11 protein-coding genes are annotated in these 13776 nt (G+C 36.0%); all 11 read right to left on the bottom strand.

Going from position 1 to position 13776, the window contains the following annotated elements:
• Nucleotides 1–104: 104 nt before the first annotated feature.
• Nucleotides 105–3131 (bottom strand): hybrid sensor histidine kinase/response regulator, encoded by a 3027-nt coding sequence (locus G600_RS14005; RefSeq protein WP_051195407.1) that lies wholly within the window; start codon nucleotides 3129–3131, stop codon nucleotides 105–107.
• 174 nt (nucleotides 3132–3305) lie between these two features.
• Entirely contained in the window at nucleotides 3306–4607 is a 1302-nt protein-coding gene (gene eno / locus G600_RS0106850; protein ID WP_027431274.1) for a phosphopyruvate hydratase, read from the bottom strand.
• A 148-nt stretch (nucleotides 4608–4755) separates the two neighbouring features.
• A complete protein-coding gene (locus G600_RS0106855) occupies nucleotides 4756–5595 on the bottom strand; it encodes a DegV family protein (RefSeq protein WP_027431275.1) in 840 nt (279 codons plus the stop codon).
• Nucleotides 5596–5720: 125 nt separating this feature from the next.
• Nucleotides 5721–6503, bottom strand: coding sequence for a DUF2225 domain-containing protein (locus tag G600_RS14010; RefSeq protein WP_051195408.1), 783 nt, complete (start codon nucleotides 6501–6503; stop codon nucleotides 5721–5723).
• Between the two features lie 123 nt (nucleotides 6504–6626).
• Entirely contained in the window at nucleotides 6627–7238 is a 612-nt protein-coding gene (locus tag G600_RS0106865) for a TetR/AcrR family transcriptional regulator (RefSeq protein ID WP_027431276.1), read from the bottom strand.
• 487 nt (nucleotides 7239–7725) lie between these two features.
• The gene (locus G600_RS0106870; protein ID WP_027431277.1) at nucleotides 7726–8031 is read right to left on the bottom strand and encodes a type II toxin-antitoxin system PemK/MazF family toxin; all 306 of its coding nucleotides are present in this window, start codon (nucleotides 8029–8031) and stop codon (nucleotides 7726–7728) included.
• Nucleotides 8032–8077: 46 nt separating this feature from the next.
• Nucleotides 8078–9061 (bottom strand): LacI family DNA-binding transcriptional regulator, encoded by a 984-nt coding sequence (locus G600_RS0106875; protein WP_027431278.1) that lies wholly within the window; start codon nucleotides 9059–9061, stop codon nucleotides 8078–8080.
• Nucleotide 9062: 1 nt separating this feature from the next.
• On the bottom strand, nucleotides 9063–10682 hold the full coding sequence (ptsP, locus tag G600_RS0106880) for a phosphoenolpyruvate--protein phosphotransferase (protein ID WP_027431279.1): 1620 nt from the start codon (nucleotides 10680–10682) through the stop codon (nucleotides 9063–9065).
• A gap of 21 nt (nucleotides 10683–10703) precedes the next feature.
• Nucleotides 10704–10961 carry an HPr family phosphocarrier protein gene (locus G600_RS0106885; RefSeq protein ID WP_027431280.1) on the bottom strand — a complete coding sequence of 86 codons (258 nt, stop codon included), beginning with the start codon at nucleotides 10959–10961 and terminating at the stop codon, nucleotides 10704–10706.
• Between the two features lie 241 nt (nucleotides 10962–11202).
• The gene (locus G600_RS0106890) at nucleotides 11203–11580 is read right to left on the bottom strand and encodes a response regulator (protein WP_027431281.1); all 378 of its coding nucleotides are present in this window, start codon (nucleotides 11578–11580) and stop codon (nucleotides 11203–11205) included.
• Nucleotides 11581–11582: 2 nt separating this feature from the next.
• A complete protein-coding gene (locus tag G600_RS0106895) occupies nucleotides 11583–13775 on the bottom strand; it encodes an ATP-binding protein (RefSeq protein WP_027431282.1) in 2193 nt (730 codons plus the stop codon).
• Nucleotide 13776 lies beyond the last annotated feature (1 nt).

Genomic DNA, 13776 nt, shown 5'->3' on the forward strand with positions numbered 1-13776 from the left:
CGACCTCACTTAGTTAATTTTGTCCATAATGTTATATTTTACTAGAAATCTTTTTATTTGCAACAATCAATATATTTAGTCATTAAAATTTAGTTAGATGATTTTTAATTTTCTGCATTAACCTCCTTTAAAAGTGCTGTTAATCCATCAATATCTACTGCCGCCATAAGCTGAATTAACTTGTCATAAACCTCCTGATATTCTGCTGGAACTAAGTATTCATCAAGCATATCCATAATAGAATCCGCTCCATCAAAATCAAAGGCTGCCACAAGCTCCTCTAGACTTCTAAAGGCATCCTTTAGCATGTTAATTTCAATCTCTGGCTTATAAACCTTACTAGCCCCATCCTTTTTCAAAACAGTGTTAATTTTGTCCTTATATGTTAGGAGATCCTCTAAAAACTTTGGTGTTAATTTATTGATCTCGTCAACATTTTCATCCATACCATTCTGCTCGAGGCTTGCAGCCCTACGGGAAATATCCATAGCGCCTATAAGTCTTGCAGAACTCTTAATTGAATGCACCTGAATTGTGTAATTTCTAATATCCCCTTCTTTGTAGTATTTCTCAATCATGTCATGCCTTGAATCAATGTTAATTAAGAAATTCTCCAAAACCTCTTCAAGCACATCCTCACCGCCACAGTTTTGCACCGCCATATCAAAATCGATGCCTTCCACATCCTTATTAAAACGCTCCTCTGCGTTTAATTTAGCGCCCTGACTCTTAACTGCTGTGCCGCCGTAATTACTTGTTCCAATAGTAATATTTGAGCTAGAAGCTGCGCTTTCTCTAGACTTTTCCTTTTCACTATTAGATACATTTTCCAAAGGCATAAGAAGGTTAATCTTCTCCTCTGGCACAAGTCTAACAATCATATCTTCAAGTCTTGCCCCATCCACTGGCTTTGACATATAGTCTGTAAAGCCCTCCTTTAGATACATGTCCCTAGCGCCGGAAACCACGTTGGCAGTAAGAGCAATAACGGGCACGCCTACATTTTTATTATCCTCAGATTCATTCATAAGATGCAAGAGCTCAATGCCGCTCATATTTGGCATTCTATGATCTATGAAAATAACATCATACCTTATAGTATTTATAAGGCCCAGAGCTTCAACACCGCTTAGAGCTGTGTCTATCTTAACTCCGGTATTTTTAAGCAAGCCCTTAATTACTATTAAATTCATCTCTGTATCATCAACCACGAGTATTCTTACATTGTCTGCCTTAAAGCTTTCTGAATACTCCTGACTTCCATCCTGCGCTTTAATATATGATTCCACGAAATTACCCATAACCTCTCTGCGAATAATTTTTTGATTGATTTCTATTAAAAATCTAGAACCTACTCCAACTTTACTATAGACCTTTAAATTAGCGCCCATCATCTCTAGAAGCTTTGTTACAATGCTCATTCCAAGGCCTGTGCCTTCTGTGGTTCTGTTGCGCTTCATATCTAGTCTTTCAAATGGGCTAAAGAACTTGTCCATATCTTCCTTGGCAATTCCCATACCCGTATCCTCAACCCAGATTTTAAGCCTTATCTGGTCGTTTGCTATGTCATCAAAGCCAACCCTTAGGGTAACTGAACCTTCTGGCGTATACTTAACTGCGTTAGTAAGTAAATTTAAAACACACTGTTTAAGCCTCAATTCGTCCCCGTAGAGGATTTTGGGAAGGTAAGGGTCTACAAATACGTTAAAAGCTAAACCCTTGTCCTTGGCCCTAATATCAATCATTACCACTAGGTCATTTATAGTAGAACTTAAATCATATTCAATGTTTATGATTTCCATTTTTCCAGCTTCAATTTTAGAGAAATCCAAAACGTCACTAATAAGCGAAAGTAAGGTATTTCCTGCATTTTTTATGTTATAAGCATATTGCTTTATATTGCGTTCACTAGTCTCTCGAATAATTAACTCATCCATTCCAAGCACTGCATTTATCGGGGTTCTAATTTCATGAGAAATGCTTGATAGGAAGTTATTCTTTGCCTCATTAGCCTGCTTTGCAATCTCAAGCTCCGTCTTTAATTCCTGCTCTTTACTAATCTTATCAATGTAATCCATAACGTCCTGCATTACATTGTTTAGATTGTTATAAAGAATCAGCATATCCCCTTTTCTCTTAGGTTGCAGCTTAACATATTCCTTAAAGACTCTTACTCTTTCCTCATCAGAATTTGCCATACCAAATTTCTTTAGGTAATTGGTCATGTGCCTGATTGGAAAAAGCACTGAGGTCTGAATGGAATATACGAAAATGGATACCACCGGAATTACCATGCAAGAAATAATACTAATTACTCTAAAGGTAAATTCTAGATGACCAATTCCAACAGAGGTGGAAAGATATCCCGTCTTTGAATACTGCAAAATATAGGCTCTTGTGTAATCACTATCAAAGTCTGTAACCCTAAAGGACAAGGAACCAATAACTCCTGCCACCAAAGATATAAGTATCAATTCAACAATAATGTAGAGCACCACTCTTCTTCGTAAATCCGACTTTATATCAAAGATCTGGTCTTCTTCATTATCTACGTAATTAGCTGTGTAATAATGTCCCACAGAGAATAAATTTTTCTTTCGATCCTCTAAATTAATTAGGACATTATAAATTATTACAAATGCGAAAACTACCTGAGATAAGGAGCTTACATAAAATCTAAACAAGTTATAAGCTGTATAAACTGGTATCGCATTTATACCACACAAGGCAAGTATTACCACGTTGCCTATAGAAACATAAAGGGAAACTATAATAAAACCTATTGTTATAGTCTTATAGGAACGGAACCACCATTTTCTAGCCATCGTATACATAATAATAACCAAAAATAAATGTACCGATATTCTAGCCGCCAACTGTAAATCAAATATAACCTGTCCTCCAAAGATTAACAAAATATATAACATTGCAGGCACATAGCCTAGAATTCCGGAAATAAGCATAGTTGGCAAAAAATCGAAATAATAAACCATACCATTATAGCTTAAGAAGAATATATTTTCCCTTAAATCAGTACAAAACATAGTTACAGAAAATATAACCGCAAAAGCCTCTATTAGATAATGTATAATTTTTTCTTTTTTCTCTAAATTTTGTGGATAAAAATCCATATATAAACCTCATTTAATCAAACAATCACGAATTCAACTAAGTTAATTATAGCACAAAAATAGTTTATATACAATTATGCAAAATCAAAAAAGGGCACTCCCCAAAGGAAGTACCCTTAAATTGATTTATTTAGTTATTAGCATATAGTCAACTATTAATTGCTTAAGGCTTAATTACTTCTGTACGTTGAAAGCCTTCATACCTGGGTATGTAGCTGCACAGCCAAGCTCTTCTTCAATACGAAGTAACTGATTGTACTTAGCAACTCTTTCTGATCTAGAAGGAGCACCAGTCTTAATCTGGCATGTGTTAAGAGCTACAGCTAAATCAGCAATTGTTGTATCTGCTGTTTCACCTGATCTATGAGATGAAATTGCTGTATAGCCAGCCTTGTGAGCCATCTTAATAGCTTCAAGAGTCTCTGAAACTGAACCAATCTGGTTAAGCTTAATAAGTACTGAGTTAGCAGCACCCATTTCGATACCCTTTGAAAGTCTCTTAGTATTAGTAACGAATAAATCATCACCAACTAACTGAACCTTCTTGCCAAGCTTTTCAGTCATTCTCTTCCAGCCTTCCCAATCTTCTTCATCAAGACCATCTTCAATTGAGATGATTGGATACTTGTCAACTAAGCTCTCCCAGTGAGCAATAAGCTCATCTGATGTAAATGTCTTACCTGACTTTGGCTGCTTATAGAAACCAACACCCTTAGATTCGTCCTTCCATTCAGAAGAAGCAGCATCCATAGCAATCATGAAGTCCTTACCTGGTTCATAACCAGCAGCCTTAACAGCCTCAAGGATTGTTTCAATTGTCTCTTCATCAGATGAAAGGTTAGGAGCGAAACCACCCTCATCACCTACTGATGTAGCAAGACCCTTGCCCTTTAAAATCTTAGCAAGTGCATGGAATACTTCTGCACACCATCTAAGAGCTTCCTTAAATGAAGGAGCACCTACAGGCATAATCATAAATTCCTGTGTATCTACTGTGTTAGTAGCATGAGCACCACCATTTAAGATGTTCATCATAGGTACAGGAAGTGTTGTTGCCTGAGCACCACCAAGGAATCTGTATAGAGGAATATCAAGTGAGATAGATGCTGCTCTAGCTGCTGCGATTGATACAGCAAGAATTGCGTTAGCACCTAACTTATCCTTATTCTCTGTTCCATCAGCATCAAGCATAGCCTTATCTACAGCATATGTATCTGATGCATCTAAACCGATTAATGCGTCGTTAATAATTGTGTTGATGTTCTCTACTGCCTTAGTAACACCTTTTCCAAGATATCTAGACTTATCACCATCTCTTAACTCAAGAGCTTCAAAAACACCTGTTGATGCACCTGAAGGAGCTGTTCCGCGTCCGATTGTGCCATCTACTAGATATACCTCAGCTTCAACTGTTGGATTTCCTCTTGAATCAAGAATTTCTCTACCTACAACTTTTTCAATTTCTAAATAATTCATTATAGTTGCCTCCAAATTTTCTTTTAATTAGTTATTACTAACCGATAACCAACACCATTTTATCATCTAAAAAATGTATACACAATAAAGCTAAGAACATTTGACAAAGAATTAACGATAATATTTATCAATAAGAAAATGTATAGACTTATACACTTACTACAATGCCGCCATCATAGGCATATAGCGAGCTAACTCCCGCTGTATCCACGATAACAACCTCTTTAATTTCCATTGCCTTCTCAATTAACTCCTTGAGTTTTAACGCTCTTGCTGGCGCATTACAATGAGCTATAACCAAGGTCTTATTAGCTGAATCAACTGTGTCTGCCTTGATATAATCAATCATATGCGCTAGCGCTTTGTCCATCCCCCTACTCTGACCTAGTTTAACGATGCTTCCATCGTCACCCGCCATAATTGGCTTGATGTTAAGAGCAGATACCAAAGCTGCTTTTAAGTTTGATAGACGGCCATTCTTTCTTAAAACCTCAAGAGTTTCAAGAACGAAATAAGTTCCCATTCCAGCTCTAAACTTTTCAATTCTCTCAACAACCTCTTCAAAACTTAAGCCCTCCTTAACTGCTCTCTCAATCATAAAAGCAATTAAAACCTCGCCTGCAGCAGCTGATCTAGAATCAAAAACATGAACCTTATTAGTTCCGCCATCTTCTTTATACATTTCACCTGCAAGTACTGCCGCATTATAACTTCCACTTAACTTAGAAGATAATGTTACGACGTAAATGTCAGTATCAGTTACATTCTCAAATTCATCAATATATCTTTGTGGTGATGGACATGCTGAATGAGCACCATTCTTAGACTCTTTAACTCTTCTTAAAAAGTCTAACTGATCAAAGGTCTCATCATCAATTATTTCATCATCATCCACAACAAGTGTAAGAGGAACTACTGCGAAATGCTCGTCTTTTCTGTATTCCTCTGGTAAGTCACAACAACTGTCAACTACAATCTTATAAGCCATTAATCTCTCCTCCAAATACCATTATCCTTCAAGACATATATATACACATTACGTAGTTTTTAATACTAGATTATGTTATCCTAGATAACTTTGTATGTCAAGACTGTATGCTTACTCCCTAGCTTTTAAAAAGCGTCACTTTTCTTTTCCTTACATAAATCCATCATATCTCTAGCCTTTTCCTTAACCTTAGGATTTACCTTCTTTGAAACCGCTACCTTTGCTAAATAATTAAGGGCCTCATCATAATCCCCACAATTCATGGCAAGGACGCCAATAAGGAATTCAATGGATTCTTCATCCATACCACAAAGTGGTGGATACTCCTTAATTAAGGCCTCTGAAAAGCCCTTATAGGCCTCTTCTCTGTACTGTAAAAGTCCCTGCTCATAAACAATATATTTACTAAAATCTTCGTCAGATAATTCATTTTTATCTCTACCATCTAAAATCTGCTCTAGTCTTCCCTCGTATAACCAAGAGAGCTTTAGACACAAAAAGGCGCACTCACTTAACTTTGCAGGTAGTTTATTAATCGCTGTTAGTAAGGCCATCTTATAACGCACAATAGCATCATCATATGTATAAAATGGCTTATTAGACATATCAATACCTGCAAATTTACTTCCAATTACTTCGTTTAAATGAATTCTCTGGCTATCTGATACAATATCAAATTCTCTTGAAACCGCAGAATACCCACATACTGGACACATAATAACATCGTATTTAACTGTATCGATATTAGAATATCTAGGTCTTAAATCATCATCCGTGCCTATAAATCTTGCCTTTCCAGTTCTTACCTGCTTATAGGTGAAATCAGCATTACATGCGGCACACTTACATTTCTTGTCAAATATCAAATCCGATTCGCTTACTGTCTTCTTTTCATTATTACCGCCCATATTCAACCTCATCAAATATTAAATTTGTACACTAGTAGTATTTAAATTATACCATTGATTTATAAAAAAGAAAAGAGCCTGACTCCCCAGTCAGACTCTTTTCTTTCACGTTTATTTTATTTGTTACACCCTGAAAATTTCTCGCCAACCTGGCTCAAAAAAGTCAATTAATGTTTGAAGAAATTGCTCTGCTTGACTTCTTGTAAAATCTCTTCTTACAACTTCAAACAAGGCTCCATAATATGCACGCATCAAGATCTGCATATATTCTGGCTTCACGGTATTAATAGGAACTTTTTTCTCTTTGGCAATCTGAATTAAAGAATTAACATCCTTTAATTCACGCACAACAATGTCATCAAGAAAATTCTCGTATTTAGTTCCCGTTGAACAATAGATAATAAGTTTAAAAGCATCAAAATCTGCGTATAACATGTTTAACACGTTCTCAATACTATTCGTATCATAGATAGCCTTTAGATTATCCTCATCAATCCTTTTGATGCTATCTCTCTTCACGCTCTCGTAATAGTTATTGAATTCATCCATTGCAGGTTGTACCACTTCGTCAAACAGCGCCTCTTTGTTTGTGAAGAGCTTGTATAACCCTGCGACACTAATTCCCACGTCGCTGGCAATGTTACGCATGGAAGTGTGCTCAAAACCGTTCTCTAGAAATTCGAGTTTGGCTTTAGCCACGACTAAGTCTCGAACCTCTTTAGTTAATTTCGGCATTGTGCCTCCATTCACACTACGACTATATTTCTATCCCTAATGGCTTGCGTCATCGAGGACGCAATGAGTTTGGCGTAGTCCAAACTCTAGAATTCATGAAACCAAAGTTTAAATCCCAATCAGCTCTAGTTTTGAATTCTTTCTTTCTCCCTACATATATCTACTTAAGTTCTAAGGGATCCCACCCCACTTAGATACTCGTATTACAGCAGTAAAGTGTTCGTTAACACTGTTTACAGTATAATTTACTGAATTTAGACGGTCAAGGGGGGTTTTTACGTTGAAACATTTGACTTTCAAACTATTCAACAAAGCAAGATTTTATCTAAGTTTGTTATTTATATACCAATAATATAGTTTCTTAAATTACCCCCTTTTTGTATCTGAATTTGGGGGTAAAAGGGGGTAGATATAACAAAAATACCCACCCCCTTTTAGTCCTTATAACAAAAAATCATAAAAAAAGGATTAGTTTTTATACTAATCCTTAGAAAAAATTCATCATACTATTCACTGTTCTAGTAATCTTCGCTATGTCTTCATAGCTTATATGATCTATTGCTTTATATTGTTTAGCCAGTAGATTGATACGTCTTACCTGATCACAGCATGCATATCCTTTTATCTTCTCGCCTTCAACATAAACATGTTTGTCATTGTTTTTGTCTTCATCAATTATAGGACACACCATTACCTTTGCATCCCTAGCATTCTCGTTATTATTAATTACTAGCGGAACAAAATCAATTCCCACTACTTCAATAATATCACCTTGTTTAATATTTGCTGCCATCTAATCTCCTTTGCTTTTCGCCAGCCTATATTTAACCTTTACATTACTATCTTGTTGAATCATTCTCAATTATTTCGTAGCCAAGCATTACCTCGTTAGCACTAATAGGTATCTCTCTAATTAAATTTAGTAACATAGCAGCACCCTTAGCACCAGCCTCTTCATAGTGATACTTAACTGTTGTAAGTGTTGGCGTAATAGCCATTGAAAAGTCAGAATAGTCGTGTCCTACAACCTTAACGTCTTCAGGAACTCTCTTTCCTCTATCCTGTAAATACTTTATTGCACCTACAGCAACTCTATCTGAGGCACAGACAACACCATCAAGATCCGGATAGTTACTATACAAGCTCTCCATGATTAAATATCCAGATTGCTTTTTAATATCGCTAGTACTTATCTGACTGTCTTCGCAAGGCAAATGAGCATCCTTTAAGGCCTTTATAAAGCCCTTTCTTCTCTGCTTACCATTGGAAATGTCTGCATCATTAAAGCCAATAAAAACAATTCTTTTACAGGCCTTCTCAATTAGAAAATTAGTCACCATATAAACTGCTTGGTAGTCATTATAATAAATGCAATTGCAGCCCTCTACATTCTGTCCAATTATTACCACAGGACATTTCAATTTATCAATTGCAAGTCTATGCTTGTTAGTTACCATAGAACTTAGCAATATAACTCCATCCACTCTATTCTCATTAAAAACCTGAAGGTACTTTAGTTCCTTAGATACATCATCGCCAGTGTTTCCAAGTAATAATTGATAGCCTTCAGTTTCTAGTCTATCCGATATGCCATTAACAACTAAGTTAGTTGCAGTGGAATTAAGTCTTGGAATTATAACGCCAATTAGCTTTGTCTTCTTAGTTCGCAAAGTTTGTGCCTGAGGAGATGGGACATAGCCCGTCTCCTCAACCACTTTCCTTATTGCTTCTCTTTTTTCATCAGAGACATAGCCATTATTAAAATACCTAGAAACAGCTGCGTTAGATACGCCTGCTAATTTAGCTATTTCATTAATCGTCATATTAATCCATCTCTCTAACAATCTTTCTTAATTTAAGCACCATTGAAGGTGATACTGAAAGCTCATCAAGTCCCATCTTAACAAATTCTTCTGTAAGCTCTGTATCAGCTCCTAATTCACCACAAATACCACACCAGATACCTGCCTTATGTGCGTTATCTGTAGCCATCTTTATCATTCTTAAAACAGCTGGATGATGTGAATCATAGAAATCATCTAACTTTGAATTCTGTCTATCAATGGCAAGTGTGTACTGTGTTAAATCGTTAGTACCAATACTAAAGAAATCAACTTCATGAGCAAGTTCTTCACTCATAATTACAGAAGCAGGAGTTTCAATCATGATACCCTGTTCTGGAATTCTAAAATCAATACCAAGTGATGTAAGCTCATCAGCCACTTCCTTAACAATCTTCTTAATCTGCTTAACTTCATCCACCGAAATAATCATAGGATACATAATAGAAATATTACCGTAAACAGCAGCTCTTAAAAGAGCACGTAACTGAGTCTTAAAGATATCCGGCTGCTTTAAGCAAATTCTAATAGCTCTATAACCAAGAGCTGGGTTATCTTCTTCACCTAAGTTGAAGTAATCAACCTTCTTATCAGCACCAATATCAAGAGTTCTGATAATAACCTTCTTATCAGCCATATTCTGAGCAACCTGCTTGTAAGCTCTAAACTGTTCCTCTTCACTTGGGAAATCTTCTCTACCAAGATATAAGAACTCAGATCTGAATAAGCCGATACCTGAAGCATCATTCTCTAAAACAAGTGCAACATCACTAACAGCACCGATATTAGCATAAATGTTAATCTTCTTACCGCTCTTAGTTACATTCTCCTTACCCTTTAACTGATTAAGGAGTTCAGCCTGTTCCTTCTGTTTCTGAATCTGCTTCTTAACTTCGCACTGCATTTCAGCAGATGGATCAAAAGTTACTTCACCCTTAATACCATCAACTACAGCAAGTGTACCATTCTTAATCTTAGATAAATCCATATCTACTGATACTAATGCAGGAATGTTCATCATTCTAGCAAGGATTGCAGTATGTGAATTAGTTGAACCATGAACTGTTACGAAGGCAAGAATCTTCTCCTTATCCATCTGAACAGTCTCACTAGGAGTTAAATCCTCTGCAATAATTACAGATGGTTCCATAGATGAGAAGTCAACCACTTCATTGCCCTGTAAAATGTTAATAAGACGGTTTGAAACGTCTCTAATGTCTGCAGCTCTAGCTCTCATATAATCATCATCCATAGCCGCAAACATCTCTGCAAAATTATCACCTGCAACTGCAACTGCAAATTCTGCATTAACATTCTCTGTTCTAATGATATTCTTGATAGAATCGTTATAATCCATATCTTCAATCATCATCTGATGAGCTTCAAAAATAGCAGCTGAAGCTTCACCAACTTCTTTTAATGCTTTATCATATAAAACACCTAACTGCTTAATTCCTTCTGCAACAGCAACATCTACTCTTGCAACTTCAGAATCTGTATCAGTAATCTTTTCACGAACTACTGGTTTATCTTTCTTATCCAATACAACTACGTTACCCATTGCAACGCCCTTAAATACTGATTTACCTGTAAATTTATCCATAATTAACCTCGATTCTTTAAATTATAGATTGTTCTCAAAGAAGTCCTTGATGCTAGCAAATGTAGCTTCTTCATCTCCGCCTTCTACATTAACAGTTACAGTATCGCCACACTTAACACCCATTGCCATTAAAGCCATAAGTTTTGTTGCTTCTGCTGATTTATCGCCCTTGCAAACTGTGATCTTAGAATCATAGTTCTTAGCTTCCTTTACTAAAAGACCTGCTGGTCTAGCGTGAATTCCTACTTCGTCTTTAATTACATAATCAAATGATTTCATTTCAAAACCTCCAAAATTAATAATCTATTAATCAATGTGTCTCAACTGAAAGCCTTACATTTCATACGTTAAGCCCCCACTTAATAAATATGCAAATGTGAAAACGTTTACAGTTCATACTAAAATTATAACATGTGATTTTTTGTTGTAAATTGCTGTTTTCTATATAATCACATGCTATAATTTGGTAATTATGCACAATTCAATTTATTTATATTTAAGAAAAATTGAGTGTTTATGCTTATTTGTGAGCGTTTCTCCCGAAAGTCTTTTCTACGCTTTCTAAGAGTTTTTCTGGTAAAAATGGCTTCACAATATAATCATTTACGCCTAATCTCTTAGCCTTTAAAACTGTTTCTCTGTCAGCGGAAGATGTAAACATTAAGATTGGAATTCTATTCCATTTCTTATTTTGCTTAACTAAGGACATAACCTCAAAACCGTTCATCATTGGCATTTCAATATCTAACATAATAAGATCCGGCTCAAAATCCTGAATCATATCAATACCATCAATTCCTGAACTTGCACATTTTACCTCATACTCATCCTTTAAAACGTAATCTGCAAGCTTTAAAATCATTTTGTCATCATCAATAATTAATATCTTCTTATCCATCCTTATGCCTCCTCTCGATAGCCCTTAATAACCTCAATAGTACTCCTATACATAGATAAAAATGCTCTTGCATTAGACTTTATATAGTCTAAATCTCCTCGTTTTAACGCCAGCTCTAAATCCTTAGCACTTCTTGTAAGCTCCATAGCGCCAATGGTTTGAGATGTGTTTCTAACAGAGCGAAGTGTAAGCAAGAATGCGTCCCAATTTTCTACTTGAATGTAAGTAAGTAAATCTCCAATTTTCTCATTTTCTACATAAGTATTTAACATATCTTCATAAAAGGCTACATCATTCATGCAATACTTTAAGCCCATCTCTACATCAAAGCCCTTCAAACCCTTTTCAAGCTTAAGGATATCCCCTCTTTGAGGTTTATTCTGAGTGTGCTTGTTTTCCTGTTTGCTTGGTTCGATTTTTTTTGTTACATTAATAGGCTCTACTCTTTGTTGCTTGTCTTCCTTAACCAAATTTGGCTTTATCTTTGTAGTTTTTTTCGTGTCTTTCTCGGCTAATTTAGCCTTCTTTTGTACTGGCTTCTTTTCTTTAACCTCCTTAGTTATAGGCATCTCTGCCCTGTCTTTATCCTCCTTAACGAGATCTAACTTAACATCACTTTTTTTCTTTCCCTGTTTTTTAATTTCAAGCCCTACCTCTGCTAGTTTGTTAGCAAGCAAATCTTCTTTAATATCAAGCTCTGCCTTGGTTTTACTAAAATCCTCCTCCATTATAAGAGGTTCCACCTTAGCAGGCTTATCAACTCCTTGTACTACTCCAAAGGAAAATGTAGTGCCCTTTCCATACTCGCTCTTAAACTTTAATTTACTACCCATTAAAGAAAGAAGTCGAGTAGCAATATTTAGACCAAAGCCTCGGCCCTTTGCATTTTTGTTATAACCAATAATTCCTGATTTCAGGCTCTTTTCTAGACTCTCTCTTTCTTCTGGCCTCATACCAACTCCAGTGTCTGAAACCTCAATGGTCATCTTGCCCTTATTCTCATCCTCCTGATTCCACAAGGCCTTAAAGTTAACTTTGCCCACTTGAGTGAATTTCAGAGAATTAAATATAAGAGAAGATATGATTTGTGAAAGTCTAGGCCTGTCCCCGTAAAGTTTCTTAGGGAAGCCCTCATCAATTTCATAATCAAAATCAAGGCCCTTTTCTCGGGCATTATTTTTACCAATCTCCACACAGTCCTCAAGCATCTCCCGAGGTGAATACTCCTCCACGTTTAACTCCATCTTATCATCTGTTAAACTTATGTAATCATTAATATTCTTAAGAGTTTCCTTTAACTTTCCTACAGAATCAATGATTTTTTCTGTATCCTTTAGGATATCCTGATCCGCCGTTTTAGCAGATATCTTCTGAGTGTAAGCATTTATCCGGTTAACTGGCGTCTTAATGTCCTGTCTAATACTTTTTAAAAATGTATCTTTAGACGCATTTAAATCTAAGACCTTATTAGTGGCCTCCTTCGCCTTATTTGTCACATCGTTTAGTTTATACATTGCCTCTATAAAAAGCCTATAATCCGGTGTTTCCATAGCAAGGAAGGTAATCCAGATACCCACTGAAACAAAGAACATAGTAAGTAAAATGTCCTGAAGGAAGAAGAACTGAATCACAAGTCCTATCAATATCAAAAACATGTACATGGCAAAGGATACCAACTGCTTTACAGAGAAACATTTTCTATTAAGCACGGCAATTACAGAAGCATACAAAAGATAATAGATAGGCAGTATAAAAACTAGGAAATAAAGAGGTCCATGCACATAGCCCTCAGTAGCATTAAAGCTGAAAATAAACCCAATAGGGATATTTACCACAAGCATTACACAAATGGCGCAAACCACTACTTTTCCTATAATTACATCCACATCTTTTTTATCACTAACTCTTACATAGGCATTGATGTATTTTGTGTAGGAATAGCCCATTAGGGCAATAGTCACAAAATACACCGTGTTTAAAAGACTGTTAAACCAGAAGGGAACAATATAGCCATATGAAATTGTAAGTGCTGTTGTTAAATCAAAAACTGTGGCTACTAAAGCCCACATAACCAAATCTCTAAAGGCCCTGCTTACATCTGTTTGTGTTACAAAAAAGTAATTCATACACAGCCATAAAACCATGTCGAATACCGCTGCAGCAATTTCAAAATCAATATTATAAGCTAGTTCCAAG

Source organism: Lachnospira multipara ATCC 19207 (assembly GCF_000424105.1).
In the GTDB taxonomy this organism is placed as follows: Bacteria; Bacillota; Clostridia; order Lachnospirales; family Lachnospiraceae; genus Lachnospira; species Lachnospira multipara.